Origin of the sequence: Paenibacillus sp. FSL R10-2778 (assembly GCF_038593035.1) — a bacterium.
Lineage (GTDB): Bacteria > Bacillota > Bacilli > Paenibacillales > Paenibacillaceae > Paenibacillus_AQ > Paenibacillus_AQ odorifer.
In genome coordinates this window covers 3,764,963-3,784,998 of sequence record NZ_CP151956.1, presented here as the reverse complement: position 1 = coordinate 3,784,998, position 20,036 = coordinate 3,764,963, and the positions used below count along the sequence as shown (strand labels likewise).

The window sequence follows — 20,036 nt, the reverse complement described above, 5'->3', positions numbered from 1 at the left end:
GTGTTCTATAGGTGAATATAAGATTCTAGAAACATTTGAAGCTCAGAAGCGCCGTCTGGACGGATACTGAAGCGCTCGTCTTGTTCCCCGCGAAGATGGATACGGAGTAAACCGGCTACGCGTAGGATCATTAGGTGATGCATAAGCATTTCTCTGGATTGATTTAGATCGGACTGCATCTCCCATAGAGATTTGGGTTCATGGGCGACATACCGAAGCAATCGGAGTCTGGTTGGATCTGACAGCGCCTTGGTCATGCGCAATAGCACCATCGGTGGTTCATTTTCATCTTCCAATGGCACATCTACAGGATACTGTACAATCACCATAGTTTTGTAGAAGCAGTAGGTGTTGATTGGTCGATTATGAACGGTAGGCAATAATACTATAGTCTTAAGATCCCGTATATCCTCGAAAACTACACCACCGGATGCATATTCAATTAAAGAAATAGGGTCCATTTTGCTTTCCAGCATTTTTTTCTCAGAGGCATCTTCAATTAATAACGGTAAAATCTTGTGTTCTACATGACGAAAATATTGCTCATACCAGAGTCTAAGAAGCGGACTATAGCTGCTCTTGATCCGGGAAGCTTCATCTATGGTGAAATCATGAATTAACGGTGCGATCTGCTGATAACACTCTTCTATAGAAGCTGAATCCAGATCATCCAGGAAATGCAGCACTGATGTTGCGGGCCCTCGGCTGTAAACCCAAGCATATAACACATCATAATCTGTAAATGGCCACTCGGCAGCTTGCATGAGAGCTGTTACTTTATGAGGAGTAATGCGATCTTCCACATCACTAACCCAGTGGGGACCGAGGTCTAAATTGGAGATCCATTTTCTGGTTACATATATCATAAAACTGTCCAACAGTTCATAAACCGGCGATACGTCGATTTTTAATTCGTAATCCATGTAACATGCACCCCCAGAAATCCGTAACTTCTACATATTATCTCTTGTTTTGAAGAGGGTTGTCCACTATAATGTTCGGTGTTTGCCAATTGGCGTTAGATCACATCATTGTTTTTATTATAGGGGGATATCATCCGTGTCAGACCGGCTTAAAGTATCTATACGAAGTAATAGCAAAATGACTTTCATGATTCTTATTACCGCTACTATAGCCGCAGGGCTTAGCCAAGGGCTGTTGCTGCCCATTCTATCCATTCTTTTGGAGCAAAAAGGAGTCTCCTCGTCACTGAACGGATTGAATGCTGCTGCACTATACATAGGATCATTTGGAATGACCTTGATTGCTGAACGTGTTCTTGGAGCGGTTGGATTTAAAAAATTGATAGCTGGTGGGATTAGTTTAGTCTTAGTAAGCTTGCTCATGTTTCCCTTTTTTACAGGGATCAAGGTATGGTTTGTATTGCGTCTGCTTGTGGGTGTAGGCGATGCTGCCATTAATTACGGGGCCCAGCTTTGGGTTCTGCTTATGACACCTGCCGAGCATCGCGGGCGTAATCTTTCACTATATGGTATGTCCTATGGTCTGGGTTTTAGCTTGGGACCACTTGGGATTAGTCTGCTGCGTTATGGACAGGCCGTGCCTTTTATTGTTCTCGCATTTCTATTTTTGTTAGTCTTAATCCTTGTGACTACAATTCTGCCGGATTCCCGGCCAGATAAAGCGGAGAGTGGTGAAAGCCAGGTTCGCCGTTTCGGTCGTTGTTACAGCTTAGCCTGGTTCGCTTTAATTCCAGCCCTTTTATATGGCTTTATGGAAGCCAGCTTAAATAGCAGCTTTCCGGTATATGGTCTGCGTATCGGTTACAGCACAGATCAAATTGCAGCGTTATTACCTTTTGCGGGGATTGGAGGACTGCTTCTGCAGTTTCCATTAGGTCTGTGGAGCGACCGGTTTGGCCGCAAGCGGGTACTGATTATTGCCGGGATCGGAGGCGGGATCGCCTTTGCGATGTTGCCGCTGGCAGGTGATCATTTTACATTGACAATGGTGCTTCTGATGATCGCAGGAGGACTAGTAGGTTCCTTTTTCTCTTTAGGTCTAAGTCTGGCTGCGGATATTTTACCAAGACATCTACTGCCTGCTGCCAATGTGGTTGCTTCTTTCCATTTTAGTATTGGTAGTATTATCGGCCCCGGCATTGGTGGTTTGTTGCTGCAAGTGGGCTTAAGCGGCGGTATTTTCGCCCTGATGGGTGGTTTATATATCGTGTTCGGCTTGCTGGGGTTATTATTCTCGCCACAACCTAGAAATTGAGGTAAGATAAGAACGAGTGCTCGCATGGAAATTGAACTCACATTCAGAGTACACTATAGATTATAGATGAAGACAGGGAGAGGCTGAACTATGATCACAGTTGAACACTTAGCCAAGGCAGTTGGGGAAGACAAAAATCCGGTCCTGCAGGATATAGGATTTCAATTAGAGCCGGGTGAACTCGTAGCCATACTTGGAGCGAGTGGGAGCGGTAAGACCACTTTATTACGCTGTTTAGCGCTGCGAGAGAAGTGGGACAGAGGGAATTTTAGAGTGGACGGTACGGATATTATGGCGAGTGCTTTTTCCGGAAAAAGAAAAATTCGACGGGAGTGGGCTTACCTGGAGCAGAATGCAGAGCTCAATCCTAACCGCACAGCGCTGAAAAACGTGCTGATCGGCCAGTCCGCACAGACGCCAATGTGGCGTATGGTTACAGGGATGGTTCGTTCAGATGATTATATGGGTGCGATGGATGAATTAGATGCCCTTGGACTTCTAGACAAAGCGAAGATGAAGACTAGCCAGCTAAGCGGTGGAGAACGTCAGCGTGTAGCGATTGCTAGAGCATTAACTCATGGTGCCAAAGTAATTCTAGCGGATGAACCGGTTACGGGTCTGGACCCCAAATCGGCAGAAAGTGTATTGGAAACTTTGCGCAGACTGTGTAAAGAGACGGGTCTTACCGTAGTGACGGTGCTGCCTATTGAACTGGCTGAACGTTTCGCTTCACGTATATGGGTACTAGAAGATGGACGAATTAAGCATGATATAAAGGGACGTAGATTAACGTCTCAGGAACGCGCAAATTTGTAAAGTTCGGACACGGATAAGGAAAAGAGTGATGAGGTTGAGTATAAAAAGTCTTAGGTGCCTGGCAGCTGCAACACTGTCGTTATCCGTACTTTCGGGTTGTACTTTCATCAGTGATCCCGTTTCGAAGATGAAAGCTCCGCAGCTGTCTGCTGACAAAGCAACACTTATGGCTGCTATAAATTCACATATTCCAGCGGGTACGGAGTTGATCCGCCCGGTTAATGATGAGAGCTCAATTTTCACAGAGGATCTCAATAACGATGGAATTATGGAGTCGTTGGTGTTCTATAGAACGCCAAGCGAAGCTGTAGAGATTCACGGGATGATCTTAGAGAAGCAAGGAGATGCCTGGGTCAAAAAGCTTGTTTTTGATGGGGATGGAACTATGCTGGAGTCCGTCGATCTGAAAGATATGACAGGTGACGGGAAGCTGAATATCATTACAGGTTATTCACGCGGGGAAGAAAAAGGCCTCGTCGTGTATAGCTATTCCAGCGGATCATTGGAAGAAGTGCTTTCACTTCCTTACACCAAATATATGCTTGATGATCTTAACAAGGATGGAATTGAAGACATCACCGTTGTTTATTTTAAAAGAAATGAATTTGCAACCATTTCGATCTATCAGTACAATGATGGCTTTAAGGTGCTCGATAAGATCGAGGATATCGATCCGTATTTTTCTAATTATTACAATATTGTCGCAGGAAAGATTGCTAAGGATAAAGAAGGAATCGTATTAGACGCTTCGGTGGATTTCCAATCCGCCTACAGCTTAATGGTTCTTATGGAGCATAACAAGCTGCGCGTGGTTTTGCCAGGTGATACGAGGACTTACAAAGATCGTCTGATTGCAAGCGAAGATATCGATCATGATGGCATTATTGAAGTTGGATTGCTTGAAGCGCCAAAAGGATGGGAGTATTTCGACCCCGCAGATATTCCTTATTTCACCTCCTATTATAAATGGGATGGAAAAGATGGCCTAACCTTTGCAGTCCAGCTATATCGTGATCCATCGGATCGCTTTACTATTAATTTTGATCCAGAGCTGCATGGAAAGGTAAGTATTGACACGAAATCTGTTCTGGATAAAAACCTTAAATTCATCATGACCGATACCGGAGAGACTTTTGCTGAGGTTTCCTTCTTTTCTCCTTCGGAATGGGATAAGGCTAAGAATGAAGGCTGGGAGCTGCTTGGGCGGGATTCAGATAAAGTCATCGGCTACCGTGGTGAGCTAGAACAAAGTACAACTAAAGAAGGAAGCAATAAGATTGCCTCCCCTATTGAAAGGAAGGGAATAGATGAGTAAAGTTCTGATATTGGAAGATGAAGAGTCCATTCGCAGTTTCATAGTCATTAATTTGAAGCGTAATGGTTTCGAAGTGCTGGAGGCTGCTGACGGGAATGAAGCATTGCATAAATTAACCACTATACCTGATATTGATATTGCGTTATTGGATGTTATGGTTCCCGGCATTGATGGATTTGAAGTTTGTAGACGGATTAGGGAGACTAATGAACGCTTGGGAATTATTTTTCTTACCGCCAAGGTTCAGGAGCAGGATAAAGTTTACGCTTTGTCCGTAGGTGCAGATGATCATGTTAGTAAGCCATTTAGCCCAACGGAGCTAATTGCACGTATTCAATCTTTGCTGCGCCGTGTAAATGTGCATCGTGAACAGTCGGCCAAGGTTTCTTTTCATTCGGGGCCTTTCAGCTTGGATCTTATTACCAAACAATTCAAACGTGATAATGTAGCCATTGAACTGACGCCTACGGAGTTCTCTCTGATTCAATTCTTTCTTGAAAAGGAAAACACTCCACTTAGCCGCGATCTTCTGTTGGATCATGTGTGGGGCAAGGAGTATATGGGTGATCCCAAAATTGTAGATGTAAATATCCGGCGCTTACGCCAGAAGATTGAGAACAATCCTTCGGAGCCGGAATTTTTGCAGACTGTATGGGGGCACGGATATAGATGGAAAGGCCAAGGACAATGATTAAGAAGGGGATGCGCAGACAGATTGTTCTGCACTACATTCTTGTAGTTTTTTTGGCGCTTCTCCTCGTAGAAGTTATCTTCCTGCTGGCCATCAGAACATATTATTATGACAGTGTATACAGCAAGATTAAAAATCACATTTCTGTTTCAGAGTCGTTTTTTCAAAAGAACATGATACCCAGCGATAATAGCATCTATCTGCTACAAGAAGTACTGGAGAGGTTCTCATTGAGCAAGACGGAGCTGGAAATCTTATCGCTAAATGGGGATATCATCACTAGTTCCACTGGCTTTCAGCCGGATCGGACCATTACGACCAGTGATGTACCAGAAGCCGTTGGCGGCAGCGTTGGACGCTGGGTAGGGCGTCAGGCAGGCACGAATGAGAGCGTAATGGCGGTTTCCAAAATGCTGCAGATTCATGGACAGGATAAGTATGTCCTAAGGTATATTACTTCACTAGAAGAAATCAATAATGATTTGCTTAATCTAACTTTATTGTCCACTGCTATTGCTGCAGCTGTTATGGCTGTAGTTGTTGGGTTTAGCTTCGGACTGGCCAACTCGATTGTGAAGCCGCTGAATAATATTACGGCAGTTTCAGCTCAGATGGCGAAGGGGAGATTCAACGTACGGATTAAGGGAGACTATAAATTTGAGATTGGTGATTTGGCTTCAACGCTGAATTATATGGCTCAGGAAATTGTACGCAGTAATCAGATTAAGGATGATTTTATCTCGTCCATTTCTCACGAGCTGCGGACACCTCTTACAAGTATCAAGGGCTGGAGTGAAACCTTGGTATCCGGCGGGTATGATCCGGAGGAGACAAAACTTGGAGTCAGCATCATTTCCAAAGAAAGTGAACGCCTGATTGGGCTGGTGGAAGAAATTCTCGACTTTTCTAAGCTGCAGCAGAACCAGATGAAGCTGTCGATTGGGGTTGTAGATGTAAAGGTACTGCTGCAAGAGACGATACTGAATGTTTGGGCTAAAGCGGAAAAGAAACGAATACATCTGTTGCTGGAATGTGAAGATGCGATCTTTGTTAAAGGGGATGCCAATCGGCTAAAACAGGTATTCTTAAACTTGGTAGACAATGCAGTGAAGTTCTCACATGAAGATTCCAGTATTGAACTGTCAGCAAAGAGACTGTCTGCTACAGAAACAGCGATTATGGTACGAGACAGCGGGATAGGGATTAGTGAAGCACATATATCCAGAGTGAAGGACCGTTTCTTTCAAGTGGATGCACTTAATGGAGGAACAGGCTTGGGGTTAGCGATTTCACAGCAACTTGTAGAACTTCATAATGGGACACTTGATATGGTAAGTGAGCTTGGAAAAGGAACGGAAGTTACCGTCATCTTGCCTCTTACAGAACCACAGCCGGAAGTTATCACAGAAGAGGTAACTCAAGTGACAGCTACCTTTCCTGAATTAGATGATTGGGAGGCCTAACGTGAGATGGGGGTAACGAAGAATTCGATCCGTATAGTTCGTGGAGAGCCAGATCGGGTTAGCGACATCTTGAGGCTACTGCAAGAAGCGGCGGGGTGGATGGAGCTTAATGGAATTAAGCAATGGACACCCGGACAATTTACCGAGACCGATATAGCAGGATATTTTGCTGACAGACATGTTTATTTAGCCCTTGACGATGGGGCTGTAGTTGGCATGTTCACGTTGCAATTCAGTGATCCACAGTACTGGGGCAGTAAAAATGATGAGTCCTACGCTTATTTGCACCGATTGGCTGTGAAAGACTCCCACCGCGGCCGAGGACTTGGACAGCAAATGCTTAAATATGCAGTAGTTCTAGCCAAAGATCTAGGCTGTAAGAGCCTTAGGTTTGACACTGTGGCACATAACATTAAGCTCAATCGTTATTATCAGAGCATGGGTTTTCACTACATGGGCACTAACGATATGGGAAATGGTCGTTTAGTGAACTTATATGAACATTTTGAGGAAGGTGCTGAGTCAGACCGTCTGATCCTAAGGTTTATATCGGAATCTGATTTTGAACACTTAAAGCGCTGGAGTGTTTCTCCAGAGTATCTGAAGCAGTGGGCAGGACCTTCGTTAACTTATCCCTTAGATGATGAGCAGCTTGTTAAATACTTAAAGGATGCTAATCATCCAGGCTTATCCGATCGCCTTATCTTCTGTGCAATTCAAGAAGCTGCGCAGCAGGTAGTGGGCCATATTAGCTTTTCAGTCATTGACCGGGTTAATCGTTCTGCACGTATCGGCAGGGTAGTAGTAGATCCTGAGTTTCAAGGTAAAGGCATTGGCAAACGTATGATGCAAGAAATGCTTCGAATCGGATTTGAAGGTCTGGACCTGCATCGTCTGTCTCTGGGTGCTTTCGATTTCAATACGGCTGCCCTGAAAGCTTATGAAGCTGTTGGCTTTAAGCGGGAGGGTGTTCAACGTGAGTCTGCTTTATTCGGTGAGCAATATGTAGATTGTGTGGAAATGAGCATATTAGACAGAGAATGGACGGCTAGCCGTAATTCATAAAATCACTAATTCCTTACAACCGAAGGGGCTGTTGCTCTGGTCATGATCGACCAGGACAACAGCCCCTTTTTATATAAAGTATTTTTCTATATAATGGTTGTTATGAAGGAAGAACTTCACGCAAACGTCCTGTCTTCTCATACACATCCTGAAACAGACGGGAAGGTTGGTTTCGGACCGCCGGCTTGGCAGCCACAGTCTCATGTGGTCCAACGACAACGATATTATTTATGCTTCCCTTGATGACTGCTCCATCCTTAATGATTGCCCCTTCACCAATAATGGCATTCTCAATCAGCACTCCACGGCCAATGCGAACTCCAGGCATAATAACACTTTGCTTGATCTGGCTCATCTTACCGATTTCTACCCCATTAAAGACTACAGAACGTTGTAGACTACCTTCTTGGGAGCAGGATTCATTCACGAGAGAGTCTGTTGCTGGGTTCTGTACACGTGGTTTATGAACTGCAAGCTTAGTCCGGCGAACCCGACTATACATAGGCCAATGAGTCTTGTCTAACTTCATGCCATTGTCTTTTTGCAGAAGATCCATATGTGCTTCCCAGAGACTGCCGACTGTACCTACATCTCTCCAGTAACCCTTGAAACGGTAAGCGAATAAATCATCGTTCTGATCCAGCATGGTAGGAATTACGTCTTTACCAAAGTCATGGCTGGAATTAGGATTAGCTGCATCCCGCAACAAGTGCTCCTTCAGATAAGCCCACTCGAACAGGTAGATACCCATTGAAGCAAGATTACTTTTTGGTACTTTAGGTTTTTCCGCGAATTCGGAAATTTTCAGATCATCGTTTACGTTCATTACTCCAAAACGACTAGCCTCATCCCAAGGAACCTCCATTACGGAGATGGTTGCTTTTGCTCCTTTTTCAATATGATAATTCAGCATCTTACGGTAATTCATATGGTAAATATGGTCACCGGATAGAATGAGCACATGTTCTGGGTTGCGGCTATCAATAAAGTCAATGTTTTTATAAATCGCATCAGCAGTCCCTGTATAACTGTCTCTGCCTTCAACACCTGAAGGAAGCAGTGTGACACCTTTATCCTTTTGACTAACTAAGCCCCAAGGCTCACCTTCACCGATATGATTATGCAAAGAGTCAGCTTCGTATTGTGTCAGAACACCTACTGTATCAATGTTCGAATTTACACAGTTACTTAGCGGGAAATCAATAATTTTATACTGTCCACCGAAAGGGACTGCAGGCTTAGCCATACTGGAAGTCAAGGGAGCCAATCTGCGGCCTTCCCCTCCTGCCAATAACATGGCGATACAATCTTTTTTGTTGTTCATTTGTTATCCCTCCCATTATTTTGTCAATGCTTGTAATATAAACTTACGACAAGCGCTTGAAACGACATAGGTGAAATATATTGCTTTGTAAACAGAAAAATTACAATTAATATTTCTTTATCAGAAAATCTTTTCTTTTAACATCAAAACATTTTCAAAATGGTAATATTCGGGTAAGGTAATAGGTACAAGCACATTGAAAAAGGTGGTGTAGAATTGGCTGAAAAAGCAAAAATCGAGACCCTTCCGTCAGCTGCTGATATCTATCTGTTCCATGAGGGCACCAATTATCGCAGCTATTCTATGCTGGGTGCACACACTGCCGCTGAAGAAGGCGTTACCGGTGTGCGCTTTACCGTGTGGGCTCCTCATGCGACATATGTAGGACTAGCTGGTGATCATAATGATTGGGACGGAACACAGGGCGTGGACTCGTTATATAAGATACCCGATTCAGGATTTTGGAGTCGTTTTTTTCCGGGAATACAGCCGGGAACTTTTTACAAATACAGGATTCTTGCCTCAGATGGATCAAGTTTCCTTAAAGCGGATCCTTTTGCTTTTAAAGCTGAGGTTCGACCGGCAACGGCTTCGGTAGTAGCAGAACTGGATGGCTACCGCTGGGGAGATGCAGCATGGCGTCGGAAAAGCAAAGCTCCATATCAACAACCGATGAACATTTATGAAATGCACTTCGGTACCTGGCGTCAAAAAGAGGATGGTGAGTTCTATACCTACCGGGAAATGAGCGAGCTGTTAATTCCTTATTTGGTGGAGATGAACTATACACACGTGGAATTTATGCCGTTGGCAGAACATCCATATGATCTATCCTGGGGTTATCAAGGGACGGGGTATTTTGCGGCAACCAGCCGTTATGGCGAACCCCATGAGTTGATGTATTTGATCGATCAGCTGCATCAGGCAGGTATCGGTGTGATTTTAGATTGGGTTCCCGCTCACTTTGCCAAAGACGCACACGGATTACGTATGTTTGATGGATCGCCACTTTATGAATATGCCGATCCAATGTTAGCTGAAAAACCAGGCTGGGGGACACTTTCGTTTGATTTCAGTAAGCCGGAGATTTCTTCATTTCTTATTTCTAATGCGCTGTTTTGGTTCGAGTATTATCATATCGACGGAATGCGTGTAGATGCGGTTACGAGTATGCTTCGATTAGATTTCGAAAAGCGGGATCATCAATATCGGCGGAATGTTAATGGTGGATTGGAGAATCTGGAGGCCATCAAATTTATCCAGAATCTGAACAAGGCTATCTTTCATTATTTCCCAAAAGCATTGATGATGGCGGAGGAGTCCAGTGCTTGGCCAGGGGTTACTGCACCAGTGCATGAAGGGGGCCTTGGCTTCAATTACAAATGGAATATGGGTTGGATGAATGATACGCTAGGCTACATAGAACATGATTTTGGTGGGCGCCCTTATCATCATAATTTACTTACGTTCCCAATATGTTATGCTTATGCCGAAAATTACGCATTGCCGCTATCGCATGATGAGGTTGTTCACGGCAAGAAGTCTTTGTTAGACAAAATGCCGGGTACTTATGAACAAAAGTTCGCAGGCCTCAGGCAGTTGCTGGGATATCAGATCTCTCATCCCGGTAAAAAGCTTCTGTTTATGGGTGGGGAATTCGGTCAGTTTATCGAGTGGAAGGATCAGGAGCAGCTGGACTGGCTGCTGTTGGATTATGAGAGCCATCGTCGTATGCTTGCCTACACGGCTGCACTTAATAAACTGTATCGCTCCGAAAAAGCGTTGTGGGAGCTGGATCATTCTCAAGAGGGTTATCAGTGGATTGATGCGGATGACAATGATCAAAGTGTGATTTCGTATATACGCCGAGGGAAGAAACCAGGAGATACGCTGCTTATAGTCATCAATTTTCAACCGGTAGAACGGCACAATTATCGTATAGGCGTGCCACGGGCCGGGACTTATGAGGAGCTCTTTAGCTCAGAAAATGAAGAGTATGGTGGCTCCGGATTGCACAATGTCCCTCAAAAGAGCGTTAAGCTGGAATGGCACAATCAGGTGAACAGCATAGAGCTGACTCTTCCGCCCCTTAGCTTTCTGGTGTTTAAAAAAACGTCACGAATGGGTAAGAATAAAGAGGCAAAAGAGTTATAGATCTAAGTACGAATAGAGAATCCGTACAGTTTAAGGGGGAAATAATCATGAAAGTTTTATTTGCCGCAGCTGAAGCTCATCCTTTTGTCAAAACGGGTGGTTTGGCCGATGTCATTGGAGCATTACCTAAAGCGCTGAAGGCTGCCGGGGTAGATGTACGAGTGATTTTGCCTAAATATCGTGGGATTCCTGACAAGTTCACCGCTCAAATGGAGCATTTAACGGAAGTGTATGTTCCAATTGGCTGGCGAAAACAATACTGTGGAATTGAACGCATTATCTATGAGGGTATCCCCGTTTATTTTATCGACAACGAGTATTATTTTGGCCGTGATGGAATTTATGGTTATATGGACGATGGTGAACGGTTTGCGTTCTATAATCGTGCAGTGCTGGAGTGTCTGCCAGCCATTGATTTCCAGCCTGATGTACTGCATTGCCATGATTGGCACGCGGCCGTAATTCCAATGCTGCTACAGGGGCATTATCGCCACAATCCATTTTACAGTGAAATGCGGAGTGTATTTACAATACATAACCTGTTGTATCAGGGAGTGTTTCCTTATGAGGTACTTGGAGAGCTGTTAGGTCTGGATAGCAGTTATTTTGGTAGTGTGGAGTACTATGGTAATGTGAATTTCTTAAAAGGCGGGATTGTATTCAGTGATCGGGTCACGACCGTCAGTCCGACTTATTCAGAAGAAATTCGCACACCTTATTATGGTTACGGCCTGGATGGTTTGTTGAACGCACGGTCAGATGTTTTAAGTGGGATTGTGAATGGCATTGATACTAAAAGTTATAATCCAGCGACAGATTCGAGCCTTGTTACCCGTTATCGTTCTAATTTGACCAAGAAGACGGAGAACAAAGTAGCCTTGCAGGAAGAGCTGGGATTACCTGTGGATGCTAATATCCCAATGGTAGCCATGGTCACGCGTCTCGTGGACTCCAAAGGTTTAGATCTGCTTACCCGAGTGCTGGATGAGCTGCTATATCACGAGGATATTCAATTTGTGCTGCTTGGAACAGGTGATGAATCTTACGAGCGTTGGTTCAAGGAAGCGGCATGGCGGTATCCGACCAAGCTGTCTTCACAGATCTTATTTAATGATGCACTCTCACGAAAAATATATGCTGCCAGCGATATCTTCCTTATGCCGTCTAAGTTTGAGCCCTGTGGCATCAGTCAGCTGCTCGCTTTACGGTATGGTAGCATACCCGTTGTCCGTGAGACAGGTGGCCTAAATGATACTGTGCACGCTTATAATGAAGAAACCGGTGAAGGCAATGGCTTTACGTTCAGCAATTATAATGCACACGATATGATGTTTACGCTACGCCGGGCGCTTTCTTTTTACAAGCAGCCTGAACATTGGAAAAAGATCACAAAAAATGCTTTCGCGGGAGATTATAGCTGGAATGTATCCGCTCAGCAGTACATGGATATCTACGATGATATAACCAGATAAAGTTTAACGAATTCTGTAATGGGTTAATAAGGGATTGCACCTGGGAGTATGGTAAATACTCTGGGAGCAGTCCTTTTTTTATGAAATTAGGAATAAACAGTCGAATGATTTAGCCAGTATAGGGGATAGTAAAAATGTATAAATTTAGCTTCAACGTGAATAAAAGTGATTTTTTAGCTGCGTATTATAGAATTCCCCTCATAGAAATCCATTAAAAGGAAGTTATTGTCACAATTATGCCTTTGCATATTCATGCGTTCTGATTTATAATAAGTCAGTCATTGGGTCAACTTAGATTTTTTCATATGAATAGGGGAGATATAGAAATGAACAAATGGGGTAAACTTAGTTTAGGAATGGTATTAGCGGTAGGTCTGCTTTCAGGCTGCGGTCAAAATAAAAATGATAATGATACCGCTGCTAGTGGTAATGCAAATTCCGGTGCAGTTACTAAAAAGCTGATTATGGGAACAAGTGCAGATTTTCCTCCGTACGAATTCCATAAAGTAGTGGACGGAAAAGATACCATCGTAGGTTTTGATATCGACATCGCTAAGGAAATTGCTGCCGACATGGGCGCTGAGCTTGAAGTTAAGGATCTGCCTTTTGATTCACTGCTTAACGAATTGTCCAGTGGACGCGTAGATATGGTGATTTCCGGTCTTAGCCCGACTGAAGAACGCAAAAAAGCGGTTGAACTTTCAGATATTTATTACAAAGCAGAGCAAGCTATTGTAGTGCGCGAAGCAGATAAAGATAAATACGCTACTATGGACGCGGTGAAGGGTACCAAAATTGGTGTACAGACAGGCTCTATTCAAGAAGAAATCGCCAAAGAGATTGAAGGCGCAAAGATCACCTCTCTTGGTAAAATCTCCGAGATCGTTCTGCAATTGCAATCAAACCGTATCGATACAGCAATTATTGAAGGACCTGTAGCCAAATCTTTTGTTAAGAATTTAGCGGGTCTTGTAATTACCGATGCTAAGCCTGAAGTAGAAGATGATGGATACGCAATTGGGATTAAAAAAGGCAATACAGAGCTTCTGGATAAAGTAAATGCCACACTTAAACGTCTAGAATCAGAAGGTAAGATTGATGAATATGTAGCGGCTGCCAGCGAGCTTGCTGAAAGCACGAAGTAAGGAATGTATATTGTTTTAGGTCTGCTGAAGTAAATTGTATGTGTATTACAGAAAATAGCGGAACTTTGCTATTTTCTATTTTTTTGGAGATAGGAGGATAAGATATTGGATATTACTTTATTTAGAATGGCTTATGATTATCGTGATCTTTTCTTGACTGGACTACAATATACCTTGCTACTTGCTGTTCTTGGTGTTTTATTTGGCTTCATTCTTGGGATTATCGTCTCTCTACTACGCATGTCAAAATGGAGAGTGTTACGTTTCTTAGCCACAGCTTGGGTTGAATTTTTGCGGGGCACTCCAATGCTTGTGCAATTGTTTCTCATCCATTACGGGCTGGCGACATTTGGGATTGAGTTTACTCCGATTCAGTCCGGGGCGATTACACTCTCCATTAACAGTTCTGCTTATCTGGCAGAAATTTTTCGTGCCGGGATTCAGGGTGTCGATCGTGGACAAACGGAGGCCGCACGTTCACTTGGAATGAAACAAGGGATGACCATGCGTCATATTGTACTTCCTCAGGCACTTAAAAGTGTACTTCCGGCAATCGGTAATGAGTTCATTACCATTATCAAGGAATCATCGATTATTTCATTTATCGGAGTAACGGATTTGATGTTTCAAGCTCGTACAGTTACAACGATTTCGTATGATGGCATGACACCACTCGTGATTGCTGCATTTATGTATTTTGTTCTAACATTTACGCTTTCCAAGATCCTAGGTAGACTCGAAAGGAGGCTGAATACCGATGATCGCCGTTAAGAACCTGCAGAAGCATTACGGAAAGCTGGAGATTCTCAAAGGAATCGATTTGGAGATTAAAAAGGGTGAGGTTGTCGTTGTAATCGGGCCCAGTGGTTCGGGAAAAAGTACCTTTCTGCGCTGCTTGAATTTATTGGAGCAGCCTACAGGTGGCGAGATCACTTTTGAAGGGGAATCGATCACCTCAAAGAAGCATGATATCAATGCAACGCGTGAGAAGATGGGGATGGTTTTTCAGCAGTTCAACCTTTTTCCGCACAAAACCGTTCTGCAAAACATTACGCTCGCACCGATTAAAGTAAGAAAACAGCAGCAGGCTGTGGCCGATAAATTCGCAATGGAGCTCCTCAAGACTGTAGGGCTTGAAGATAAAAAGGATGTTTATCCAGCTCAATTGTCCGGTGGACAAAAGCAGCGGATCGCGATTGCTCGTGCATTAGCCATGCAGCCCCATGTGATGCTTTTTGATGAGCCTACCTCAGCGCTTGATCCGGAAATGGTAGGAGAGGTACTTGAGGTTATGAAAAAGCTTGCCGAAGACGGAATGACAATGGTTATTGTTACACATGAGATGGGCTTTGCCCGTGAAGTGGGTGACCGCATTCTGTTTATGGATGGCGGGTTCATCGTTGAACAGGGTACTCCTGAACAAGTATTCGGTAATCCTACACATGCTCGGACTAAGGATTTTTTAAGTAAAGTATTATAAAGAATTCGTCAAAACGGCCCTGGACAAGTATCCGGTGGCCGTTTTGTTATAGGGTCCTGAGGGTAATGTGGGAATATATCGCTGGGGGCTGAGTTCATTTATTTATGTAAACCATGTATAATAGATGGTCAGTCAATCAACAGGAAAAGGAGTACATACATAATGAGAGATGATCTACGCCGGATAGGCATTATTGATATTGGTTCGAACTCCATTCGTCTTGTAATTTATGATACAACGCGCGAAGGAGGCTATAAGATCATCAAGGAGTGTAAGTACTCCGCTCGCCTTAGTGAGAAGATTACGAAGGAGAATAGACTGGAACAAAAGGACATGGAAACGATTGTTCCGGTCTTGCGGCAGTTTAAGGAAATCTGCAATGCTTTTGCAGTGGAAACCATTCGTGCGGGTGCAACGGCAGCCATTCGTAATGCGGCTAACTCAAGTGAAATAATAAGCTTTTTGTCACAATCCTCTTCCATTCCGATTGAGGTGATCAGTGGCCACCAGGAGGCATATTATGGCTTCTTGGGTGTTATTAATGCCTTTAATGTAGAGGATGGTTATGTCATTGATATTGGTGGCGGGAGTACTGAAATCACTCTTTTTTGTGAGCGGCGTTATCAACACAGCATTTCTTTCCCGTTCGGGGCAGTAAATACCAACCTAATGTTTGGCCAAGGTGGGAATTGGAGCGATGAGCAGATTCACAAGCTGCAGACCTTTGTTCTGGGCAGACTGGTTGAGCATGATTGGCTAAATGCCAAAGCTGGGCTTCCTTTATTCGGTTTAGGAGGGACGGTTCGTTCCTTAGGGAAGCTGGATCAGAAGACACGAGCATACTCATTGCCTAACTCCCATGGCTATACGATGACCAGTGAGACGATCGAGCACTTTATGAACACCCTACCTTCAATGCCTTACGAAAAACGTAAGGATTTAGATGGATTATCTAAGAGTCGGGCGGATATCATTGTATCCGGGTTGATTATTTTCCATACGGTGTATCAGTATATTGGGGCGAGTGAGGCGGTAATCAGCGGGGAAGGGCTCAGAGAAGGCTTGCTGCATGATCTGCTGGAGCCGGAGCAGCCAGTGCGTGATAGTGCATTGGAATATAGCTTAAACACGATCATTCGCTTTGATATTCATACTTCTAAACGGTATTTAGATCATATCAACAAGCTAGCACTCAGCCTGTTTGACGCATTTAAAGATGAATCGAATAGAGCAGAGCACGAGATGTTAATTTACGTGTCCATCATGCTGCATCGTACGGGAACGAATATTAACTATTACCAATCCAAAAGACATACTTTGTATTGGTTGATGAATTCACCAATTCGTGGACTTACCCACCGTCAGCTTATTCTTTGCGCTATGATCGCCTCATACAGCACAAAAAGCCGGAAGCAGAAATTGTCCCAACAACATAAGGACATTTTGCTGCCATCCGACGAAGAGTGGATTCATAAGCTCGGATCACTTGTCCAGCTTAGCATTGCGCTGGACAGCACGGAGATTGGAATTGTAAGCGGCCTGAAGGCCAATCTGCACGGCAATACGCTTCATCTGGACTTAGAGGGCGCATCGTCACTGCTAATTGGCCTAGAGGACATTGAGAACGCGATAAAAGCATTTAAGAATGCTTGGGCGGTGAAGGTAAAACTCGGCTTCCCTTCCAACGTGTAACATCCATCGCAGCAAACTGGCTCCGGAAAGGGGCCTTTTTGTCGTCTGGTTGTTCGTAATATCCATTAGCCTGCAAGAAGCTGGCTTTAACATTATCTTTTAGAGACAACTCTAGAATTTTGACGATCTGTTTACGGATGCCGCTGTCTCTGACAGGACACATCAGCTCAATCCGGCGGGTTAGGTTTCTAGTCATCCAGTCGGCACTGGATAAATACACCTCAGGTTTGCCGCCATTTTCGAAATAATAGATCCGGGAGTGCTCCAGAAAACGGTCTACAATACTGCGTACGGTAATGTTTTCGCTTAAGCCCTCTATTCCCGGACGTAGGCAGCAAACCCCTCGCACGATTAAGTCAATGGAGACTCCGGCTTGGGCTGCGCTATATAAATCGTCGATCACTTGCTGATTAGAGAGCGAGTTCATCTTGGCGATTATGCGAGCGGGTCTGCCTGCCCGTGCATGTTCAGCTTCACGCATCATTAGCTTTTGCAGGGATAAGCTCATATTCGTCGGTGCAACAATGAAGGAATGCCAGTCAAAATTAGCCGAATATCCAGTCATTTGATTAAACAGCTCAGAAGCGTCCAGTCCGATATCGCTTTGGGCGGTGAATAGACTGAGATCCGTGTAGGCCTTGGCTGTACTGTCATTATAGTTTCCTGTGCCTACATGCACGTAACGGCGCAGTTCAGGGCCTTCCTGGCGGACAATCAAGGTCACTTTGGCATGCGTTTTGAGTCCGATCAAACCATAAACGACATGACAGCCTGATTTTTCAAGCTGGCGTGCCCAAGCGATATTCCGTTCCTCATCAAATCGAGCTTTTAACTCTACAACCACTGTAACTTGCTTACCAGACTCCGCAGCATTGGCTAGTGCAGTAATAAGTGGAGAATTTCCACTGACACGGTATAAGGTCATTTTAATCGCCATCACTTGCTCATCCTCTGAAGCTTGAATGATAAAGTCTGTCATTGCATCAAAAGACTCGTAAGGGTGGTAGACTAATACATCCCGTTCACGCAGCACCTCGAAGAAATCCTCATTTTCTTGAAATTCAGCAGGATAAACCGGCTCAATAGGTGGATAGTTCATGTAACCAAAACCTTTTAAGCTTCCGGCAAAATTACGAAGAAAGCCTAGATCAAGCGGACCTTCAATTTCAAATACGAAGTCCTCCAGCTCAAATTCCGCTTGCAGCTGCTCAAGAGCATAGGGATGGATACCTTTTTGTACTTCCAAACGGGCTGGCACTCCGCGACGACGCTTGCGCAGCTCTTTTTCGATCTCTTCCAGCAGATCCTCTGCACCTTCCTCATCGATCGTAAGATCTGAGTTACGAGTCAAACGAAACTCACTAACCGCAACAGGTTCGTAACCGCTGAATAAGGTTTGAATGTGATGGCGGATCACATCTTCAATAAATACAAATTGTCTTTTCTTACTATTAGAGCGGTGGGGAAGAGGGATACATCTTGGCAGATTCGAAGGAATTTGCAGGATAGCAAAATAAGGCTCCTCTTCAAGACCATTCTTACGAGTAAGAACAACAGCTAGGTAGATAAACTGGCTGTGCACGAGTGGAAACGGCCGGCTCTGATCAACAGCCATTGGCGTTAGTACAGGATAGATGATATCCCGGTAATACTGTTCTATGGACTGCTCTTGGGCATGGGTAAGATCCTCATAATCCACAAATACGATGCCTTCTTTATGCAAACTCCGCGAAATATCACGGAACGTCCGGTATTGATCGGCAATGATTTTGGTTACGCGTTTGATGAGGCGTTTATACAGCCCGGAAGGGGTGTAGCCTGTGAAATCTTTTTTAGTATAGCCCGCCCGGATCTGATCCTGAATTCCCGCCACACGAACGCTTATGAATTCATCCAGATTGCTCGAGACGATCGCCAGAAATCTGGCACGTTCCATTAAAGGGTTATCAGGGTCCTGCGCCTCCTTGAGTACGCGGCGGTTAAACTCGATCCAGCTCAAATCCCTATTGAGGTAAGCAGTGGCTGGACTGCTCTGATTGTTTTTAATCTCTTCTGTATTCATGGGACCTCCAAATATGCTTCGATGTCTATATCTCAAATCTATTTATCATATTCTATCATTTTACTATTGGATGAGGCACGAAATGTTAAATCTATGTAAAATCTCAAAGAATATTATTTAATTATCTTATATAATAGGATGTGATTGTCGCTTTTTAGTTAACATAATCAAAATTACGTTAACTTCTTAATGGACAAAAGACAATAATTAAACATGTTATTTCAGAATGGTAACAATTACATGCGCATAGGTTACAAAATTGTGATATATTAAGTCCTGTCAGTTTTACAAATGACAACAATACATCAGGACATCACACAAGATGTACATAAGTACAGGAAATGTACACGAGCGTATACGGAAGTCATACCGCTTACGCCCATCTAAAGAGGAGGCATTTATGAAGAACAAGTTCAGAACCATTAAAATCCTTGCTGCAGTTATGGGAATTAGTGCATTGCTGCACACCGCTCCTGCTTTTGCAGACAGCGTTCATATTGCAAAGGAAGGCAATACTTTCTATACTCTATCTCAGCAATACAATGTCGGTGTTAATGATTTAATGAAAGCTAATCCAAACGTTGCTGCTCTTAATATTTACGATGGACTTAAAATAACGATCCCAAGTAAAATGCAAGCAGAGTCTGTGGCTACGACAGAAACTCCAGTGCTTACACCAAGCCTGAATGTTACTCCAGAATCAAAAACAGTTGAAGCATGGGGCAAGTCCTTTAACTACGAGAAATCGATACAAGTTAAGGCTTCTGCTTATTCCTCAGCGGCTAGTGAGAATGGAGGCTGGGGTGCCGTTGATTATTTCGGGAACCCACTCAAGCTAGGAACCATCGCAGTTGATCCAAGTGTAATTCCTCTCGGAACAAAAGTATTGGTTACCGGACATTCACACGCAGGATTGCCTAAAGAAGCTTTTCTGGCTACTGCAACCGATATGGGAAGTGCCATTAAAGGTAACCGGATCGATATCTTTATCCCAGGCAGCCAAAGCTTTGTAGCCGATTTTGGTTATCAATATGTACAATTATACATTGTTAAATAGCTAGATAAAAATATAGAGATTTATTATAGAGATATGAAATGGGTTAAATAGGTTAAACAAGA

14 protein-coding genes and 1 pseudogene are annotated in these 20,036 nt (G+C 43.8%); 12 read left to right on the top strand and 3 right to left on the bottom strand.

The window, feature by feature from the left end:
* Nucleotides 1-5: 5 nt before the first annotated feature.
* Entirely contained in the window at nucleotides 6-923 is a 918-nt protein-coding gene (locus NST40_RS16760; RefSeq protein ID WP_036687649.1) for a helix-turn-helix domain-containing protein, read from the bottom strand.
* Nucleotides 924-1,083: 160 nt separating this feature from the next.
* Between NST40_RS16760 and NST40_RS16755 the strand changes: the two genes are divergently transcribed.
* The 6 genes from NST40_RS16755 to NST40_RS16730 all read left to right on the top strand — a co-directional run bounded on the left by NST40_RS16755 (nucleotide 1,084) and on the right by NST40_RS16730 (nucleotide 7,588).
* Nucleotides 1,084-2,238, top strand: coding sequence for an MFS transporter (locus tag NST40_RS16755; protein WP_076130060.1), 1,155 nt, complete (start codon nucleotides 1,084-1,086; stop codon nucleotides 2,236-2,238).
* 90 nt (nucleotides 2,239-2,328) lie between these two features.
* A complete protein-coding gene (locus NST40_RS16750) occupies nucleotides 2,329-3,054 on the top strand; it encodes an ATP-binding cassette domain-containing protein (RefSeq protein WP_036687647.1) in 726 nt (241 codons plus the stop codon).
* Between the two features lie 34 nt (nucleotides 3,055-3,088).
* Nucleotides 3,089-4,369 carry a hypothetical protein gene (locus tag NST40_RS16745; RefSeq protein WP_256719017.1) on the top strand — a complete coding sequence of 427 codons (1,281 nt, stop codon included), beginning with the start codon at nucleotides 3,089-3,091 and terminating at the stop codon, nucleotides 4,367-4,369.
* A complete protein-coding gene (locus NST40_RS16740) occupies nucleotides 4,362-5,060 on the top strand; it encodes a response regulator transcription factor (protein WP_036687642.1) in 699 nt (232 codons plus the stop codon). Before NST40_RS16745 ends, NST40_RS16740 begins: the two co-directional genes overlap by 8 nt.
* On the top strand, nucleotides 5,057-6,523 hold the full coding sequence (locus tag NST40_RS16735; RefSeq protein WP_175618929.1) for a HAMP domain-containing sensor histidine kinase: 1,467 nt from the start codon (nucleotides 5,057-5,059) through the stop codon (nucleotides 6,521-6,523). Before NST40_RS16740 ends, NST40_RS16735 begins: the two co-directional genes overlap by 4 nt.
* A 6-nt stretch (nucleotides 6,524-6,529) precedes the next feature.
* Nucleotides 6,530-7,588, top strand: coding sequence for a GNAT family N-acetyltransferase (locus tag NST40_RS16730; RefSeq protein WP_342409739.1), 1,059 nt, complete (start codon nucleotides 6,530-6,532; stop codon nucleotides 7,586-7,588).
* Nucleotides 7,589-7,688: 100 nt separating this feature from the next.
* Here the strand turns inward: NST40_RS16730 and NST40_RS16725 are convergent, their stop codons facing one another.
* Nucleotides 7,689-8,912 carry a glucose-1-phosphate adenylyltransferase gene (locus NST40_RS16725; RefSeq protein ID WP_076130041.1) on the bottom strand — a complete coding sequence of 408 codons (1,224 nt, stop codon included), beginning with the start codon at nucleotides 8,910-8,912 and terminating at the stop codon, nucleotides 7,689-7,691.
* 216 nt (nucleotides 8,913-9,128) lie between these two features.
* On the opposite strand from NST40_RS16725, the gene glgB reads away from it, so the two are divergent.
* From glgB to NST40_RS16700, 5 genes and pseudogenes are all read left to right on the top strand, one after another.
* Nucleotides 9,129-11,066 (top strand): 1,4-alpha-glucan branching protein GlgB, encoded by a 1,938-nt coding sequence (glgB, locus tag NST40_RS16720; protein WP_342409738.1) that lies wholly within the window; start codon nucleotides 9,129-9,131, stop codon nucleotides 11,064-11,066.
* Between the two features lie 47 nt (nucleotides 11,067-11,113).
* Nucleotides 11,114-12,538: a glycogen synthase GlgA gene (glgA, locus tag NST40_RS16715; RefSeq protein WP_076130043.1), complete on the top strand. Its 1,425-nt coding sequence runs from the start codon at nucleotides 11,114-11,116 to the stop codon at nucleotides 12,536-12,538.
* Between the two features lie 452 nt (nucleotides 12,539-12,990).
* Nucleotides 12,991-14,454 (top strand): annotated as a pseudogene (locus NST40_RS16710) (ABC transporter permease subunit); the annotation flags it as partial.
* A complete protein-coding gene (locus tag NST40_RS16705) occupies nucleotides 14,441-15,163 on the top strand; it encodes an amino acid ABC transporter ATP-binding protein (RefSeq protein WP_076130044.1) in 723 nt (240 codons plus the stop codon). The pseudogene NST40_RS16710 and the gene NST40_RS16705, both read left to right, overlap by 14 nt.
* A gap of 162 nt (nucleotides 15,164-15,325) precedes the next feature.
* Nucleotides 15,326-16,855: a Ppx/GppA phosphatase family protein gene (locus NST40_RS16700; protein WP_076130045.1), complete on the top strand. Its 1,530-nt coding sequence runs from the start codon at nucleotides 15,326-15,328 to the stop codon at nucleotides 16,853-16,855.
* On the opposite strand, the gene ppk1 is transcribed toward NST40_RS16700, so the two are convergent.
* Nucleotides 16,803-18,917: a polyphosphate kinase 1 gene (ppk1, locus tag NST40_RS16695; RefSeq protein ID WP_076130046.1), complete on the bottom strand. Its 2,115-nt coding sequence runs from the start codon at nucleotides 18,915-18,917 to the stop codon at nucleotides 16,803-16,805. The two genes, NST40_RS16700 and ppk1, sit on opposite strands and share 53 nt — an antisense overlap.
* Nucleotides 18,918-19,317: 400 nt before the next feature.
* On the opposite strand from ppk1, the gene NST40_RS16690 reads away from it, so the two are divergent.
* Nucleotides 19,318-19,974 (top strand): 3D domain-containing protein, encoded by a 657-nt coding sequence (locus tag NST40_RS16690; protein WP_076277037.1) that lies wholly within the window; start codon nucleotides 19,318-19,320, stop codon nucleotides 19,972-19,974.
* Nucleotides 19,975-20,036: the final 62 nt, after the last annotated feature.

Bases quoted from the DNA above. Each gene is read 5' to 3' on its own strand.
- NST40_RS16760 (WP_036687649.1), bottom strand. From the start codon at position 923: ATGGATTACGAATTAAAAATCGACGTATCGCCGGTTTATGAACTGTTG.
- NST40_RS16725 (WP_076130041.1), bottom strand. From the start codon at position 8,912: ATGAACAACAAAAAAGATTGTATCGCCATGTTATTGGCAGGAGGGGAA.
- NST40_RS16700 (WP_076130045.1), top strand. From the start codon at position 15,326: ATGAGAGATGATCTACGCCGGATAGGCATTATTGATATTGGTTCGAAC.
- NST40_RS16740 (WP_036687642.1), top strand. From the start codon at position 4,362: ATGAGTAAAGTTCTGATATTGGAAGATGAAGAGTCCATTCGCAGTTTC.
- ppk1 (WP_076130046.1), bottom strand. From the start codon at position 18,917: ATGAATACAGAAGAGATTAAAAACAATCAGAGCAGTCCAGCCACTGCT.
- glgA (WP_076130043.1), top strand. From the start codon at position 11,114: ATGAAAGTTTTATTTGCCGCAGCTGAAGCTCATCCTTTTGTCAAAACG.
- NST40_RS16690 (WP_076277037.1), top strand. From the start codon at position 19,318: ATGAAGAACAAGTTCAGAACCATTAAAATCCTTGCTGCAGTTATGGGA.
- NST40_RS16705 (WP_076130044.1), top strand. From the start codon at position 14,441: ATGATCGCCGTTAAGAACCTGCAGAAGCATTACGGAAAGCTGGAGATT.
- NST40_RS16750 (WP_036687647.1), top strand. From the start codon at position 2,329: ATGATCACAGTTGAACACTTAGCCAAGGCAGTTGGGGAAGACAAAAAT.
- NST40_RS16730 (WP_342409739.1), top strand. From the start codon at position 6,530: ATGGGGGTAACGAAGAATTCGATCCGTATAGTTCGTGGAGAGCCAGAT.
- NST40_RS16735 (WP_175618929.1), top strand. From the start codon at position 5,057: ATGATTAAGAAGGGGATGCGCAGACAGATTGTTCTGCACTACATTCTT.